Here is a 17,645-nt window from a genome sequence, read left to right on the forward strand (position 1 = left end):
ATTTCTGCTCACATCCAGTAGGGTAGGGTTCCGCCCACTCTACTGTTTGTTTTTTAACCAGATTAAGTTAGCTGTTATTGACTGGATAGTTATCGCTGTTGATCCATGCGTGGTCTTTCTCCCAGGTAAATTTCCATAACCGTACCGGCCCTGCCATCACATTCAAATAATAGTTGTCGTAGCCTGCTAATGTTGCCACCGGGTGATAACCTTTGGGAACTTTCACTACATCACGGTTATAAACGGGCATACACTCATCCAGCGAACGGTCGTCAGTATAAACACGCTGCATACAGAACCCCTGTTCAGGGTTCAACCGGTGATAGTAGGTTTCTTCAAGATAAGTTTCATCTGTAGCATTTTCCTGATCGTGTTTATGGCTTGGATATGAGCTGGTATTCCCTTCGTCAGTGTAGACCTCGACCACCAGCAAACTGTCCGCAGGCTCACTGTCAGGCAGAATATTATGCACTAACCGCTGGTTGCGCCCCTTACCACGCCTTTCGACCCCGACATCAGCCGGCGTAATCAGGCGGGAAGGCAAATGCCCCTGTGCAGGGGCACGGCATACCGCCAATTCCAGATCCGTTTCTGCCACCACTTTCACATGATCATGATGTGGGACATAAACAGAATAAGGCGGCGTTCGCTCGAACGGACTCATACGTTTACCAATATGTGGGTATTCAGCCCGTAGTGTTGAAACCGAAGCAACACCCGCAACCAATACCAGACAGAGTTCATTGTCACCACTGTCCAGAACTAATGCTTTACCCGCAGTAAGGCGATAAACATCAAACCCAACAAAACGCCAACCCGCATTTTGCGGTGAAATGTGTTGAATGCGCCCATCCACATCCGGTAACTGACATTTAGCAAGCAGTGAAGACATAATGACTCTCCTGTTAACACATGAAATTAGCCCTATGAACACCCGCAGACAGCCTTAGCCAAGTGTAGGCATACTGTATTCTGAAACCGTTTGCTGGCCGGTTGGCCAACGGGCGGTGGTTGTTTTCATCCGGGTATAAAAACGCACACCATCGGTACCGTGAACATTTAACGCACCGAATACCGAGCGCTTCCAGCCACCAAAACTATGGAACGCCATTGGGACGGGCACTGGAACATTGACGCCAACCATTCCGGCCTGAACTTCATGCACAAATAGCCGCGCATAGTGACCGCTACTGGTAAAAATAGCGCTGCCGTTGCCGAATTCATGGCTATTAACTGTATCAATGGCTGTTTGGTAATCCGGGACTCTGACAATACCCAGTACCGGCCCAAAGATCTCTTCCCGATAGATCTTCATCTCTGGCGTAACATGGTCAAACAGAGTGCCACCTACATAATATCCCTGCTCATAACCTGCAACTTTATAATTGCGGCCATCGGTGACTAACGTTGCGCCCTCTTTAACACCTTGATCAATATAACCGAGCACTTTTTTCTGATGGGCGACTGAGATTAACGGCCCCATCTCATTTTCTTCACCGCCTTGCTGCAAGCCTGGGCCGACACGCAATTGAGTGATGAGTGGTTTTAGCTTCTCAATCAATTTGTCTGCGGTGTCATCACCCACGACAACCGCAATAGGCAAAGCCATACAACGCTCACCCGCCGAACCAAATGCGCCGCCCATCAATGCATTTACTGTGGCATCCAGATCAGCATCAGGCATGATAATTGCCTGATTTTTAGCAGCCCCAAACGCTTGTACACGCTTACCGTGTGCACTGGCAGTAGTATAAATATGCTCAGCTACAGTAGAAGAACCAACAAAACTGACGGCCTGAATTCGTGGGTCAGTACAGAGCTGGGCCGCATTTTCATTTGAGCAGTGAATAACATTGAATACTCCATCCGGCAACCCAGCTTCTGTCAGAAGCTCAGCCATACGAACAGAGGCTGACGGGTCCAGTGCCGGTGGTTTTAAGATAAAAGTATTGCCACAAGTTAAAGCGACAGGGAACATCCACATCGGAACCATTGCCGGGAAGTTAAATGGCGTTATACCCGCGACCACACCCAGTGGTTGCATCATGGAAAAACAATCCACCCCCGTACCAACATCTGCGGAATATTCACCTTTCAAGAGATGTGGAATACCGCAGGCAAACTCGACAACTTCCAACCCACGAGTGATCTCACCCAACGCATCGGAATAAACTTTGCCATGCTCACGGACAATCAACTCAGCCAGCTCATCACGATGTTGCTCAATCAGTGCTTTAAAGTTGAACATAATACGGGCGCGACGCAGTGGAGTGGTTCGAGACCAGTCGGCAAAAGCTTGATGGGCCACGCCGATAGCCTGATTAACTTCTTCGGCAGAACTTTGCGTAACCTGGCTTTCAACTTTACCGGTGGCTGGATTATGAATATCGGCAGTCTGATTGCTGGAACTCAGGGAATTTTTTCCGCCAATAAAGTTACTCACGATTTTCATGTCTAACCCTCTTCTCAATAGCTGCTATCGCAGGGTTCGTTCAAAGTGGCTTTAACCTGACCATTTCTAACGGACCATACGCTCAATCAATAAGGGCTATCTTGTAATGGGACAAAAATAGCCAGCAAAGCGACCAGCCGCCAGAGAGGCGAAAAACCAGCCGATACGCAGACTTTATGCCATTGAAAAAAAAGTTTCAAATAACTTCTTTTAGAAATTTTGTTTTGTGCGATGTATCGCAAGTTCCTGCAAAGCCTTTACACCGTAATCAAAAAAGCCAGATAGCCCACGCAACGCGCTAAAAAGACTAAAGCACCTCATTCTTTTGCCGTAAATAAATTGTTAAGGTTAAAAAAACAACGGTACCAACTCGCTTTTATTGGTTTTAAATGAAAACTGAGTCACCTTTTTAGACTAATTTTTGAGCTACATCTAAAAGTCAATGTTTCGTTATTTAATATAAATGAAATAAATGTTCTTATTTTAGCCATGTCTAGATGAGACTTTTCCCCCGTACTCACCACAGCAGGAGCAGTGCACCATGTCCATCGCGCAAGATCGTTTCTGTATTAATCGCAAAATTGCCCCAAATCTCAGTATTGAGCATTTTTTCCGCCTGGTTAAAAAATGTGGCTTAAATAAAGTTGAGCTACGTAATGATATGGCCGGTGGAAAAGTGACTGACGAGCTAACCACGACCCAGCTCAATACACTGGCTGATGAACATCAAATTGAAATTATTACTATCAATGCATTGCAATATTTTAATCTGCCGGAGCGCCGAGGCGAGCTACTACAAGAAGCGGAAACCATGCTCAAGTTGGCACGGGATATCAATTGTCGCGGAGTCATTCTGTGCCCAAACTGTAATGCCAGTGACAAGCGTTCAACGGAGCAAAAAGAGCAAGACACACTGGATGCACTACAACTACTCGCCCCTCTGTTTAAGAAATATCAAGTCACTGGGTTAGTTGAGCCTTTAGGTTTTGGGATCAGTTCATTGCGTTCTCATCTGTTAACACAATCACTGATCCGTAAATCGGCCGCCCCCTACCAAATGGTGCTGGATACTTTCCACTACTATCTGAGTGATATCGCTCAGGCCGAGTTTGATGCACATATAGATGTTAATTTGATTGGTCTGGTGCATCTTTCCGGCGTCGAAGAGAATCGGTTGAAATCCACACTGACGGATGAAGACCGCATTATGCTTAGTGAGCAAGATAAGCTGAACAGTAAACAACAAGTCGCAAATCTTGAACGCTTGGGTTATCAGGGAATCTATGCTTTTGAACCCTTTTCCTCGCAACTAAATATTTGGTCAGAGGCAGATATTGAAAGAGAGATTCGCCAAAGTATTGCTTACTTACAAAGCTAATAAGCACTACAGATTACTGGGGCTGATAACTGATTATTGAGTTTAACGCTGTGACGCAGAACTTAAGACATCTGCTCGGGGTGCCTGCTTTCTCAGGCATCCCGAAATGCTAACCACATTGGGGAAATTGCCATCCTCCCTGCTCATTATGAGCAGGATCACGGCTATCTGGTGCTGTAATTGCTCCAACGTACGACCAGGCTAGCTGCACCCGCGAGGGTTATCAGGCTAACTACACCTGTCCACCCCATTTTTTCCAGCATCAGGCTACCTAAAGCTGAACCAACCGCCATCCCAACAAACACACCGGTAAATAACAAGGCATTGAGCCGGCTGCGGGCCGCAGGTTCCAGGCTGTAAATAATAGTTTGGTGTGCTACCAGAGTCGCCTGAACACCGAAATCAAAACCAATCGCGCTGATGACCATAAGCCCAATCTGGTATTGAAGTGGCAGTAGCGGCAGAAGAAATAGCGCTGCAAATGAGAGAGTTGCCACACCTGCACCCATCAAAGTAACCCTATGTGGCCCACGGCGATCCGCCAACGCTCCAGCAAGAGGTGCCGCCAAAGCACCTGCGGCACCGGCAAGGCCAAACGCACCGGCAACAGCACTACCAAGATGATAAGTATCTTGTAACATCACTGCTAGTGTTGACCAAAAAGCACTGAATCCGACCGATAACAACCCCTGTGATAGCGCAGCACGGCGCAAGGTTTTAAACTGAAGCCACAAGTGAATCATCGACGTAAGTAGTGCTGGATAACTCAGTGTTGACGCTGCGGGAACCCGAGGTAAACCACGCCATATCACCAGCGTGATAAAAATAACTGATAGCGCCGCACCGATATACAACACCCGCCAACTAAAATATTCGGCGACAAAACCACTCAGCACCCGTGACAGTAAAATCCCCAGCAATAAGCCCGTCATTACAGTTCCGACGGTCTTACCCCGTTGTGCCGCTGAAGCCAACGTCGCTGATGCAGGAACAATGTCCTGCGCCATAGTTGCGGCAATCCCGACCACAAAACTGGTGACTAACAACCCATTGATACCAGAGATAAAACCACTGCACAGCAGCGCTGCGGTAAGCAAAAGACCTTTCAATAAAATGACAATCCGACGATCGTGGCGATCACCTAGCGGGGCGAGCAACAAGATACCTAAAGCATAACCAATCTGTGTCAGTGTCGGCACCATGCCAACCGTGCCTACACTGGCATGCAGATCGGTACCTATAACACCCAATAATGGCTGACTATAATAAATTGAGGCGACACTAAGCCCAGCGCCGGTTGCCAACATAAAAACTGTCCGGCCGGAAAGGGTTTTCTCAGGACTATCTAAAGGGCTTGGTATGGTTTGAATGGCTGACATGGCGGCTACCTATAATGATATTGAGTCAGTATTTTTGCCTGAGTAGATAGGTGTTGGTAGTCGCTTAAAGAGTAAAACTGTTATACGCTTAACGTATGATAGAACCCAGTTTGATTGGCATTGATCGTATAGAGTTAATGCAAACATTTATCCGTATCGTTGAGGCCGGTAGTTTATCGGCAGCAGCAGCACGTTTGGGTACAAGCCAGCCGACGATTAGCCGGCGGTTACAAACACTGGAACGCCTGCTTGGCCTGAAATTATTGCAGCGCACCACGCATGTTATGAAGCTCACCGACGATGGCGAACGCTGCTATTCCCATGCTAAGGCATTGGTTGAAAACTGGAATAGGATGGAGGATGACCTGCGCGGGGCCACGGACGAACCCAGGGGAATACTACGTGTTTTAGTGCCGCACGCGTTCGGGCAAGATCAATTAATCAAACCGCTTAAAGACTATTTAGGCCGTTATCCGAAAATGTCCGTGGAATGGATGCTAAATGATCGCCGCCCGGATTTCATCGTGGAGGGAATTGATTGCGCCATTCAAGTTGGAGCCGTCACCGATCCTTCAGTGGTTGCGATTCTGCTGGCTGAGGTGCCGCGTATTGTCGTCGCCGCCCCTGAATTGCTCAATGATAAGCCGCTACCGCTACATCCTGACCAATTGCAGGATTTACGCTGGCTGGCGCTAAGTTCGTTTTACCGTAATGAGGTCGTCCTAAATCATCAGACGAGTGGTGACATACATCGTTTTTCTATCCAGCCGCAATTGAGTACCGACAGTCTGTATGCCTTACGTAATGCCGCACTCGCGGGGGTCGGGGTAGGAATCGCCTCAACGTGGGTCGTGAGCGAAGATCTTGCACAAGGGCGGTTAGTGCATCTAACGCCAGATTGGCACGGATTACCTTTGCCCATCTATCTGGTTTATCCCCATGCCAGTTTTTATCCAGCAAGATTACGGGCATTTTTAGATATTATGCGCCACGCCATGCCGAGTCTGGCTGGTACGCAACCCCCAGCGCAGCAACGCAAAAATACCACCAAGTAATGTTGGTTTATCACTCTCACTATTGTGAAGCACAATTTCTTATTATTGACCAATTCGGGGGGAATTCCTGGCCAGGGCACAAGATGGTACCAACCCGGCAGGTTCTAACTTATTCCATGACAATTGGCATAAGAGAATATAAAAAGAGAGCCTTCTCCAGCACACTGCTCCTATCGATATAATCGATGGCGTCAGCAAATTTAGTATTCCACTCACTCAGATTTCATCTCAGACAATAACCATAGTGAAAACTCCCGCATCGCGGCAGTTTCTGTGCGGGATTGTAGCCGAGTTAACCAATACCCACCCAGGCTAATCGTCGTACTAAATGGCTGGATGATACGTTCTCTGAGTAACAGGTGCGTAAACATGGACGGTGGAGCCAGTGCGATACCTATTTCTGCCTGTGCCGCTTCCAGCATGCTCACTGACGAATCGAACACCATTATTTGCTGAGAAGGTGAAGGGACACATCCCCCAGCAGCACTAAACCATGCCGACCACTCATCGCGGCGATAGGAACGAAGCAGCGTAAATTTTTGCAGGTCATCAGGATTGCGTAAACATCCCGCTAACGAGGGAGCACACAAAGGAGCAAGTGGCGCATCGCATAAAAATTGCGACTCAGTATCATGCCAAGCACCATTGCCATAGCGAATAGCATAATCCAGCCCTTCAGCCACCACATCAACACGGTTGTTGTGTGTGGAAAGTGAAACATCTACATGTGGATAACGTTGTTGAAAATCCCTCAGGCGCGGCAGGAGATAGCCGGTAGCGAAGGTCCCAACAACCCCCACTCTGACTTTCTCACGCATTACCCCAGCGGAAAAACGGTCTAGCGTGCCCGCTATACGATCAAAGGAATCATTAAGGATCGGTAGTAGATTCTCACCTTCTGTTGTTAACACTAATCCGCGTGAAATACGAATAAACAAACGGCAATTGAGGCGTTGTTCCAGCGCTTTGACCTGCTGGCTTATTGCCGCATGAGTCACATTTAATTCGATAGCAGCCTTAGTAAAACTTAACTGTCTGGCTGCGGCTTCGAAGGCGCGAAGTGAATTTAGTGGAATATAACTACGTACCATAGGATTATCTGTTAGATTTTCTATTATCAAACACTAAATATAATCGATTGTTATCCATAGTCAATCACCGCAGAATCAGCGACGCAGAAGGAGACACACTGCTTGTTGTTTATCAATCTAAGGAAGATTTTCTAATGTTGAAAAAGTCTGTAATCAATACCTTGGTCTTTACCGCTATCGCAACTTCGCCATTTTATACCTCGGCACAAACTATACTTACGGAGCAACAGGTTGCGGTTATCGTCAATAACACCCTTAAGCCGTTGATCGAACAACAGAATATCCCCGGTATGGCCGTCGCTGTATTTTATGATGGAAAACCACAGTTTTTTAACTATGGCGTAGCGGATATAAAAGCAGATATCCCAGTCACTGAGAATACGCTGTTTGAACTCGGTTCAGTAAGTAAGACCTTTACCGGAATAGCTGGGGAATATGCCATGCAAACCGGCATTATGAACCTTAATGATCCAGTGACGGAATACGCTCCTGAGCTAACAGGCAGTCAGTGGCAAGATGTGAAAATGCTGCATCTGGCGACCTACACTGCGGGGGGGCTACCTCTTCAACTGCCCGATTCGGTTACAGACCAAAAATCATTATGGCAATATTATCAGCAATGGCAGCCACAATGGGCACCTGGAGTGATGCGCAATTACTCCAATGCCAGTATTGGTTTATTCGGGGCGTTGGCGGTAAAAAGAAGCCAATTAACCTTCGAAGACTACATGAAGAAGTATGTGTTCCAGCCCTTAAAACTGACACACACTTTTATCACTGTCCCTGAATCGATGCAGTCAAGCTATGCATGGGGATATAAGGATGGTCAGCCAGTACGCGTCACGTTGGGCATGCTGGGTGAGGAAGCTTATGGGGTAAAAACCACCACGAAAGATATGGTGAGATATATGCAGGCCAATATGGACCCAGACAGCCTACCTACCGAAAACGATAAGTTAAAGAAAGCTATCATCGCGGCTCAGTCTCGCTATTTCCAGGCGGGGGAGATGTTCCAGGGGTTGGGATGGGAAATGTATAACTGGCCTATCAACCCGCAGCGGGTCATCGCCGACAGTGGCAATGATATCGCGTTGAAACCGCGTAAAGTTGAGGAGTTGCTGCCACCACACTCAGCAACACGGGCATCCTGGGTGCATAAGACCGGTGCTACCAATGGCTTTGGGGCTTATATTGTCTTCATCCCAGAGGAAAATATTGGCATCGTGATGTTAGCTAACAAGAATTACCCTAATCCTGTTCGCGTGCAAGCTGCCTATAATATTCTTCAGGCATTGCGTTGAGAATCATGCCGCACTGACCCCATGATAGCCTCTTGATCAGGTATATCTGGTTAAGAGGCTTTATCTCAACTATCGCGTATCTTCAACTGCCAGTAAAAGTCGTTGACGCAACATCCTCGCCAAGAACCTTTATCACCGCCGGACTTTATGGATGAAATTTAACTGAGCGTACAAACTTTATTTTTGCTTCTCAGCCGCCAATGCCTGCGCACAGGCCCAGGCAGAGCTCCAGGCCCATTGAAAGTTATAGCCACCCAACCAGCCAGTGACATCAACGACCTCGCCAATAAAGTACATTCCAGGCACTTTATGGGCCCCCATTGTCTTAGATGAGAGCTCTTGGGTGTCAACACCACCAAGAGTGACCTCAGCAGTACGGTAACCCTCGGTGCCATTGGGTTGCACTCGCCATTGTTGAAGATTGGCGACTAACGCGGCCTGCTGCGGCGCATTTAATTGCTTCAGAGTAACGTCTGGCAGTTGCTCTAAGGTTTGAAGACACTCCACCAGCCGCTTAGGTAACCGCTGAGCCAGAGTATTCTTCAGTGTCTGATTAGGGTGTGCTTTTCGCTCACTGTCGAGAAAATCGTCTAAATCAGTGTCAGGAAGTAAGTTAATGCTCACATACTCACCAGCCTGCCAATAGCTTGAAAGTTGTAAAATTGCCGGGCCAGAAAGCCCACGATGAGTAAACAAAATACTCTCACGGAAGCTAACGCCATTTTCGGCGGTGACCACCGCAGGCACTGAAACACCAGATAATGTTTGCAGGTGTTCCAGCAGCGGTTTGTGCAAGGTAAAGGGGACTAATGCTGCACGAGTCGGGAGGACTTTCAAACCAAACTGCTCCGCCAGCTTATAGCCGAACGGTGAAGCGCCTAGTCCAGGCATAGATAGCCCACCAGAAGCGACAACAAGTGAGTTAGTGCTCACTTTCAAATCATTAATTTGTAATACAAACCCCGTATCGCTTTTTTCAACCGACAAAACATCACTACGCAACCGAATCGTGACCTGCCCCAACTCACACTCTTTCAGTAATAGCTCAACCACCTGCTGAGCAGAGTCATCGCAGAACAACTGCCCTAGCGCCTTCTCATGCCAGGCAATGCCATAGCGATTCATCAGATCGATGAAATCCCATTGGGTATAACGAGCCAAGGCGGATTTACAGAAATGGGGATTGTGTGACAGGTAAGCGGCAGGTTCCGCAAAGAGATTGGTAAAATTACAGCGACCGCCACCAGACATCAGTATTTTGCGCCCAGCCTTTTTGCCGTTATCGACCAGTAACACCCGACATCCTGCTTGCCCGGCCTGAGCGGCACAAAATAGCCCCGCAGCACCTGCACCTATCACTACCACATCAAACTGTTCCACACTGGGCCTCACTGAGTAAAATCATCATCGCTGCAAAATTGCCCGCTTTTGGCTGATTATTATATTATTTAGTGCATTCAACCGACAAATTGGCGGCGGGAGATTGTAAGTCGCCCGCAGGAATATCGCTATAGTAAGAAAATGTCTCATACGGTAAAACTAAGTAACTTGCTGATATAACATACATATGTTGATCAAAAAGACTAATTCGTCTGCGGTCATGTCAAAAAAAGGTCATATTTTCCTTTTCCCCACCCCCCATTGTCACTGATAATGCGCCGCGTTCATGTCCACAAACTGGCGTAACGCTTATGCTACATCTTTTCGCTGGCCTGGATTTCCATACCGGCCTAATGTTAGTTCTTGCTTTGTTGTTCGTGCTGTTTTACGAAGCCATCAATGGTTTTCATGATACAGCCAATGCGGTTGCGACCGTAATCTATACCCGTGCCATGCGTTCACAGGTTGCTGTTGTGATGGCAGGGGTGTTTAACTTCCTCGGCGTGATGCTGGGCGGTTTGAGCGTGGCTTATGCCATCGTTCATTTATTGCCTACTGATCTGCTGTTAAACGTCAGTTCGGCACATGGGTTGGCTATGGTCTTCTCTATGCTGCTGGCGGCGATTATCTGGAATTTGGGCACTTGGTATTTCGGTATCCCAGCTTCCAGCTCTCATACGCTAATTGGTGCAATCATCGGTATTGGTTTAACCAATGCATTAATGACCAGTACATCTGTTGTAGATGCACTGAACGTTCCTAAGATGATTCAAATCTTCCTGTCATTAATCTTATCCCCGATTGTGGGTCTGGTTATTGCCGGGTTGATGGTGTTCCTGTTACGTCGTTACTGGAACGGGTCTAAAAAGCAGCAACGTATTCACCTGACACCCGCTGAACGTGAAAAGAAAGACGGTAAACGTAAACCGCCATTCTGGACCCGTACTGCGCTGATTCTATCGGCTATCGGTGTGAGTTTCTCTCATGGCGCTAACGATGGTCAGAAAGGGATTGGCTTGATCATGCTGGTATTAATCGGCGTGGCTCCGGCTGGGTTTGTCGTGAATATGAGTGCAACCGGTTATGATATTGCCCGCACCCGCGATGCAGTGACCCATCTGCAACAATATTATCAGCAACATGTTGAGGTATTACCTCATGCCGTTGCGCTAAAACCGCTGGTACCTGCACCAGAAACATTACCGAATACACCCGCACAGTTCCATTGTGATAGCTCACGCGCCATGATTGCTATTGATCATGCCCAAACGTTGTTGGCTAACCTGCAAAGCTATGACGACCTGACGGTCGATCAACGCAGCCATATGCGTCGCTTGCTGATGTGTGTTGCCGAAACCGCAGGGACGGTTGCCAAACTGCCTGAAACCAGTGCTCAAGACCGTCGTTTCCTCAATAATCTGCGTACAGATTTGTTGGAAACTGTGGAATATGCGCCGACCTGGATCATCGTTGCCGTCGCTCTGGCCCTCTCTTTGGGTACCATGATTGGCTGGAAACGTGTGGCAGTCACCATCGGTGAGAAAATCGGTAAGAAAGGCATGACTTACGCGCAAGGGGTTTCAGCCCAGATGACTGCGGCGGTTTCCATCGGTATTGCGAGTTATACCGGTATGCCTGTATCGACAACGCAAGTGCTCTCTTCCGCCGTTGCCGGGACCATGTTGGTTGATGGCGGTGGTGTTCAGAGTAAAACCGTGAAGAACATTATGTTGGCTTGGGTATTAACCTTACCAATCTCTATTCTTCTTTCCGGTGGGCTGTACTGGGTGGCACTGAAATTTATTTAAACCCAGCGAAACGTATTACTATCATAGTGCCTTAACGTAGCATGATGATAAGACTGGGCAGTGAACATATTGAACAGTCACGGTAAATAAAAAGGCGGCCTGATTAGGTCGCCTTTTTTAATTGTCTTTCTGCCAAGAATTCATACTAATACCACAACATTAAGCCCACCAGACTGACCACTACCAAGCCACATAATGCGCTGGTCAGTATAAATTGCCCACGTAGTCTCTCACAGCGGCGGATAAATTCTGGATCATGATGATCAAGATAACGTTGGGCAAAAATGTAACCCACTAATCTAATTTGTTTGCTCGGCTGACCGTGAGAGGTAAAAAATCCACCACCATCAACATATTGATACAGCAACGGGTCGCAGCCACGTAATACCACTAACAAAGCACGCAGAGATGAATAATAACGTGCCATATTAATCACACATACCACACACAAAGCCCAAAAAAGCGCGACGGTACTGATCATAATTATCCTCCCAGCGATATCTCGCACATAAGGTCAGTCACCTGAACCTCTGCGCCATCGCTCACTCTAGCCGATACAAACACCCCCAGGGCTTCAAACGCCACCCCCTATCGCCCGCTTTCTGATTCTGGTTCGATGCGTTGTTCACTCGACACAGTATCCGAACGTGTAGGACTCCCTTTATGAGTGTAGGAAATGAAATGGAAAATAGCCTGATAATCTCTAAATTAAGCCTATTTAGACATTTGTTAAGTATCGATTAGCGTTAACTTATATCTAATATTACTCACTGAAAAATGTTCATAAAACACATCAATAGCGATGAAATATTAATCTTTCTTAACTAAATTATATAAATTTGGCCGCCGTTCTTTGTAAGTTATATTTGCATCACAAATATGAAATTCCGTTAATCAGGATGGTTTATCAGCGCTATACTTAAGATAATGATCTGCTTTAAATTTAAGTAACCTAACCGTGTGCCAAGGTAATGAATAGCCGAATCTCATCACTTGTTGATGTAATTGGCGGCAAAATGACATACGGATGCTTTAGTGATCATCATCAAAACAGTGCGTTGTGATCCGTGAAACACTTCAGTTAGGGGTCATAATGGTACTATACAGATACCGTGTTAGCACCCGTTCAACAGGTTGAATGTTTGCTTACCCATTAATTAACATTATGGAAGGAGTTTACTTATGGCTTACAAACACATTCTGATTGCGGTTGACCTATCTCCAGAAAGTAAGGTATTGGTGGAAAAGGCGGTCTCCATGGCCAGACCGTACAATGCCAAAGTTTCCCTGATCCATGTTGATGTTAACTACTCAGATCTCTATACCGGTCTGATCGACGTTAATCTTGGCGATATGCAAAAACGTATCTCTGAAGAAACCCATAATGCATTAACTGAGCTTTCGCAAAATGCAGGCTACCCGATTGAGCAAACCCTGAGTGGTAGCGGCGATTTGGGTCAGGTACTGGTTGATGCTATTAAGAAATATGATATGGACTTGGTATTATGCGGTCATCATCAGGATTTCTGGAGCAAGTTGATGTCTTCAGCACGCCAACTGATCAATACCGTACATGTCGATATGCTTATCGTGCCACTGCGTGATGAAGAAAATGGTGAAGATGATTAAGCTGCCTAAGTGTTATTAGATTAGCATCATCACCTCTGACGCCCGCCTTTAGCGGGCGTTTTTTTATGCTGAATCCCACGCCCACCCTATATTTCCACACATTAGTAACCCTGCTAAGTTTTTGTCAAAAATCCCTTGTAGCATGAATATAAACCAATGATATAGTCGAAGATGCACAACATCGTCTCCTCACTATTTTGGATAATAATAATAGGTCACAAAACACCGTCAGGAGAGTCTTAATTGGTACAAGGAATGATTAGTGATGAATGGTTTAACTTCTCTGGAGTCGTTTTTAGAATCTTTACAACAACGTGATGCCAACCAACCAGAATATCTCCAAGCAGTACGTGAAGTGTTCACGTCACTTTGGCCCTTTCTGGAGCAAAACCCACATTACCGTGAACAAAGTCTACTGGAGCGCTTAGTCGAGCCAGAACGCGTTATTCAATTCCGTGTTGCCTGGACTGATGACCAAGGTAACGTTCAGGTTAACCGCGCCTGGCGCGTTCAGTTTAACTCGTCGATTGGCCCTTATAAGGGCGGAATGCGTTTTCACCCATCAGTAAACTTATCGATTCTTAAGTTCCTTGGTTTTGAACAAACCTTTAAAAATGCCCTGACGACCCTGCCTATGGGCGGTGGTAAAGGCGGTTCTGACTTTAATCCTAAAGGTAAAAGCCAGGCTGAAGTGATGCGCTTTTGTCAGGCACTGATGATGGAACTGTATCGTCATCTCGGCCCGGATACCGATGTTCCTGCGGGTGATATTGGTGTTGGTGGTCGTGAAGTGGCGTTTATGTCCGGCATGATGAAAAAACTGTCGAATAACACCGCGTGTGTCTTCACCGGCAAAGGTCTCTCCTTCGGCGGTAGCCTGATTCGCCCGGAAGCCACCGGTTATGGTTTGGTCTATTTCACCGACGCCATGCTAAAACGCCACGGCTTAGGTTTTGAAGGCCGAAAAGTCTCGGTTTCCGGTGCCGGAAATGTCGCGCAATATACCATTGAAAAAGCCATGGAGCTGGGTGCCAGAGTGATTACCGCTTCTGACTCAGGTGGTACGGTGGTTGATGAAGCAGGCTTTACCCCAGAAAAACTGGCGCATCTGGCTGAGATTAAAAACAAACGTTATGGTCGTATTGAAGACTATGCCCGTGAACGTAATCTGGTCTATTTAGCCGATCAGCAGCCATGGAGTGTACCGGTTGATATCGCACTGCCGTGTGCGACGCAGAACGAACTGGACCTGCCAGCGGCACGTCAACTGATTGCCAACGGCGTTAAAGCCGTTGCCGAAGGCGCTAATATGCCTACGACTATTCAGGCAACTGATGCTTTCCTTGAGGCAGGTGTGCTGTTTGCACCAGGTAAAGCCGCCAATGCCGGTGGTGTTGCCACATCAGGTCTGGAAATGGCGCAGAACGCAGCCCGCCTGAGCTGGAAGGCCGAGAAAGTTGATGTCCGTTTGCATCACATCATGCTCGATATTCATCAATCTTGTGTTGAATACGGCGGCGAAGGTAAGCAAACCCACTATGTACACGGCGCGAATATTGCGGCCTTTGTTAAAGTGGCAGACGCAATGCTGGCCCAAGGTGTGTTGTAAGTAAGACTCTATTCCCATATTCTTTGAGGTAATAATACCTGGAGAATATGGGAAATTTATTTTCATAGATTTTAAAATAATATACCCCGACAGATAATATATAAAATCCCTGGTTGTTTTTAAGAACGTGCTTATTTTAAATATTCCCTATACCAGTAACATCCCTCCGGCACATGAGTCGTTAGCAAAATTATGAGGGATAAGAATGTTCAAGGACGAGACTAAAAATCACATCAGAATTCTGGATACGAATGAAAGAATTAATATTAATTATAAATTAAAAGAGATTGACCTATTAGCGATAACCAGCAGAAATAAATGGGAACATAAAAATAAAAATGGAATAAGTATTGTAACGTATTCGTTTAGCCAAACAATACCAATAGATTACCATCATTATAAGTCGAATGATGGTATTCAGGTTTATTCTCTTAATGCAGCGCAAATTCACCAGGTAAGAACCGCTATGCTCGCCACTTCTGATGTGGCGAATATTAAATTTATTGAGGCTGAAAATGATGTTGTAGCTAACATTCCCATCACGAATGCTTTACTCGAGGGATCTCTTGGCGGTTATGCCTATCGCCCGAATCCTGATAACCTCAGCCCCATATTTATTAATGCGAAAATAGAGGAGAATCTAGCCCCCACGCAATCAAACTATGGTGGTCGGGTATTTATGCATGAATTTGGCCATGCACTAGGCTTGGAGCATACTCATGACTCGATGGGCTTGACACAAAAAACCAGTGTAATGAGCTATTTATCTGAGTTCTACTCAGGAGCAATCTACGGGAATAACTTTGCATCAACCCCACAACTCCATGATATTTTAGCACTTCAATACCTTTACGGAACCAATAATCGTACCCGTATCGGCAATACGACTTATGGTTTCAATTCCAATAGTAATAGGGATTACTTTACTGCAACCCACGCTAGCGACAAGTTGGTATTCTGTGTGTGGGACGCCGGTGGTAACGATACGTTTGATTTTTCGGGTTATCATCAAAATCAAAGAATCACACTGACTAAGCGTGGTTTCTCTGATATTGGCGGCTTGAGAGGCAATGTCTCAATTGCAGATAAAGTCGTGATTGAAAATGCCATCACAGGTAGCGGTGATGATGAAATCAACGGTAACCGATCAAATAACACCCTAAACGGAGGGGATGGTGATGACAGATTATGGGGCCGGGAGGGAAATGATCGGCTATTTGGCGGCCGTGGCAATGATCGGCTATCCGGTGGTAAGGGCGATGACTTCTTATCTGGGGGCGCAGGCAATGACCGGCTCGCCGGCGGGAGTGGCGATGACCGGTTATTCGGCGGGCGTGGCGCTGACCGGATGAAAGGGGGAGAGGGCCGTGATATTTTCCAATACCGTAATAGCAGGGATTCCACCCAAAAATATACCGATACCATCATCGACTTTACATCTGGTGAAGATAAAATTGATTTATCATTCATTATGGCTGGTAACAATATTGATCTGGTCAATCAATTTAGCGCGAATGGTCAAACAGAATTAATGCAGAAATATGATGATGTCGCTAATATTACCTATCTGATGATTGATTTCGATCCAAAAATAAGCAAAGTCGATATGATGATAAAATTCACCGGCAAACATCAATTCACACGCAATGATTTTATTGTCAGCTCACCGCTTATTTCATAACTATTTATCCAGGTAGAATAGATGATTCAGGTGGCTGCAATAACGCGCAGCCGCCTGATTGAAGCCAACATATCCAAAGTCATTGGCATTACAGCAACAGGGCCAACTAACACTGTAATAGCATCAAGGAAGTGGCATATAGAGGTCAAAACGATGGCTTTTAGTGGTGACAGCCGCTTGCGCAGCTATTCCTGCCAACGGTTCGGCATAATCTGGCCGCTTCACCACCACCCGTTTGGTCGCTAACGCACGGGCCGGTGCCAATAAACCATCGGCATCTTCATCCGCACCCACCAGCGATTGGAACACCCGCATCTCCTTTTTAACCAACGCACTTTTCTGCCGGTGCGGGTACATCGGATCGAGGTAAACCACTTCTGGCCGGGGTTCAATATCTGCCAGTGCTATCAGGCTGGAGGCGTGCAACAGCGTCAACCGTTCACGCAGCCACGGGCCAATCTCAGCATCCTGATAACCGCGACACAAACCATCATCGAGCAATGCCGCCACCACTGGATTGCGTTCCAGCATTTGCACCTGGCAACCCAGCGCTGCCAAAACAAACGCATCCCGCCCTAAGCCTGCGGTGGCATCGACCACGCGGGGAAGATAACCCTTTTTGATACCGACGGCTTTGGCTACTGCTTCCCCTCGCCCACCGCCGAACTTGCGGCGATGCGCCAACGTACCGGAGACAAAATCGACATAAATGCCGCCGAGCTTCGGCTCATCCCTCTTGCGCAACTCAAGGCGCTCAGGTGTCAGCACCAGCGCCATAATGGCCTGCTCGTCAGACACCAACCCCCAGCGCTCAGCCAAAATAGACAAGGCGCCGGGGGCGGCGCCTGCTTCGGACAATAAACAGATACTTACCTGTGACAC

The 17,645-nt window shown here is 46.9% G+C and carries 14 protein-coding genes; 7 read left to right on the forward strand and 7 right to left on the reverse strand.

Going from position 1 to position 17,645, the window contains the following annotated elements; all coding sequences use genetic code 11:
- Positions 1-67 precede the first annotated feature (67 nt).
- On the reverse strand, positions 68-892 hold the full coding sequence (gene iolB / locus EL015_RS20560; RefSeq protein ID WP_005187141.1) for a 5-deoxy-glucuronate isomerase: 825 nt from the start codon (positions 890-892) through the stop codon (positions 68-70).
- Positions 893-946: 54 nt separating this feature from the next.
- Entirely contained in the window at positions 947-2,452 is a 1,506-nt protein-coding gene (locus EL015_RS20565) for a CoA-acylating methylmalonate-semialdehyde dehydrogenase (protein ID WP_005187139.1), read from the reverse strand.
- A gap of 541 nt (positions 2,453-2,993) precedes the next feature.
- Between EL015_RS20565 and EL015_RS20570 the strand changes: the two genes are divergently transcribed.
- Positions 2,994-3,830 (forward strand): TIM barrel protein, encoded by an 837-nt coding sequence (locus tag EL015_RS20570; protein WP_005187134.1) that lies wholly within the window; start codon positions 2,994-2,996, stop codon positions 3,828-3,830.
- A 164-nt stretch (positions 3,831-3,994) separates the two neighbouring features.
- Here EL015_RS20570 and EL015_RS20575 read toward each other — a convergent pair whose 3' ends face one another.
- Positions 3,995-5,209 (reverse strand): MFS transporter, encoded by a 1,215-nt coding sequence (locus EL015_RS20575; protein WP_032906786.1) that lies wholly within the window; start codon positions 5,207-5,209, stop codon positions 3,995-3,997.
- A 95-nt stretch (positions 5,210-5,304) separates the two neighbouring features.
- On the opposite strand from EL015_RS20575, the gene EL015_RS20580 reads away from it, so the two are divergent.
- A complete protein-coding gene (locus EL015_RS20580; protein WP_005187129.1) occupies positions 5,305-6,264 on the forward strand; it encodes a LysR family transcriptional regulator in 960 nt (319 codons plus the stop codon).
- A gap of 212 nt (positions 6,265-6,476) precedes the next feature.
- On the opposite strand, the gene ampR is transcribed toward EL015_RS20580, so the two are convergent.
- Positions 6,477-7,355, reverse strand: a complete 879-nt coding sequence (gene ampR, locus EL015_RS20585; protein WP_005187120.1) for a LysR family transcriptional regulator AmpR — start codon at positions 7,353-7,355, stop codon at positions 6,477-6,479.
- A 134-nt stretch (positions 7,356-7,489) separates the two neighbouring features.
- Here ampR and ampC point away from each other — a divergent pair, with 134 nt between their 5' ends.
- Positions 7,490-8,656 carry a class C beta-lactamase gene (ampC, locus tag EL015_RS20590; protein ID WP_005187118.1) on the forward strand — a complete coding sequence of 389 codons (1,167 nt, stop codon included), beginning with the start codon at positions 7,490-7,492 and terminating at the stop codon, positions 8,654-8,656.
- Positions 8,657-8,833: 177 nt separating this feature from the next.
- Here the strand turns inward: ampC and EL015_RS20595 are convergent, their stop codons facing one another.
- Positions 8,834-10,036 (reverse strand): BaiN/RdsA family NAD(P)/FAD-dependent oxidoreductase, encoded by a 1,203-nt coding sequence (locus EL015_RS20595; RefSeq protein WP_005187116.1) that lies wholly within the window; start codon positions 10,034-10,036, stop codon positions 8,834-8,836.
- A 311-nt stretch (positions 10,037-10,347) separates the two neighbouring features.
- Between EL015_RS20595 and pitA the strand changes: the two genes are divergently transcribed.
- Entirely contained in the window at positions 10,348-11,844 is a 1,497-nt protein-coding gene (gene pitA, locus EL015_RS20600) for an inorganic phosphate transporter PitA (RefSeq protein WP_005187114.1), read from the forward strand.
- Positions 11,845-11,989: 145 nt separating this feature from the next.
- Here the strand turns inward: pitA and uspB are convergent, their stop codons facing one another.
- Positions 11,990-12,325, reverse strand: a complete 336-nt coding sequence (gene uspB, locus EL015_RS20605) for a universal stress protein UspB (protein ID WP_005187112.1) — start codon at positions 12,323-12,325, stop codon at positions 11,990-11,992.
- Positions 12,326-13,026: 701 nt separating this feature from the next.
- Between uspB and uspA the strand changes: the two genes are divergently transcribed.
- The 3 genes from uspA to EL015_RS20620 all read left to right on the forward strand — a co-directional run bounded on the left by uspA (position 13,027) and on the right by EL015_RS20620 (position 16,763).
- Positions 13,027-13,473: a universal stress protein UspA gene (uspA, locus tag EL015_RS20610; protein WP_005187107.1), complete on the forward strand. Its 447-nt coding sequence runs from the start codon at positions 13,027-13,029 to the stop codon at positions 13,471-13,473.
- Positions 13,474-13,738: 265 nt separating this feature from the next.
- The gene (gene gdhA / locus EL015_RS20615; RefSeq protein ID WP_005187104.1) at positions 13,739-15,082 is read left to right on the forward strand and encodes an NADP-specific glutamate dehydrogenase; all 1,344 of its coding nucleotides are present in this window, start codon (positions 13,739-13,741) and stop codon (positions 15,080-15,082) included.
- 205 nt (positions 15,083-15,287) lie between these two features.
- Entirely contained in the window at positions 15,288-16,763 is a 1,476-nt protein-coding gene (locus EL015_RS20620; RefSeq protein ID WP_032906785.1) for a M10 family metallopeptidase C-terminal domain-containing protein, read from the forward strand.
- Positions 16,764-16,886: 123 nt separating this feature from the next.
- Here EL015_RS20620 and rsmJ read toward each other — a convergent pair whose 3' ends face one another.
- Positions 16,887-17,645, reverse strand: coding sequence for a 16S rRNA (guanine(1516)-N(2))-methyltransferase RsmJ (gene rsmJ, locus EL015_RS20625; protein ID WP_032906784.1), 759 nt, complete (start codon positions 17,643-17,645; stop codon positions 16,887-16,889).

The organism is Yersinia intermedia, assembly GCF_900635455.1.
GTDB classification, from domain to species: domain Bacteria; phylum Pseudomonadota; class Gammaproteobacteria; order Enterobacterales; family Enterobacteriaceae; genus Yersinia; species Yersinia intermedia.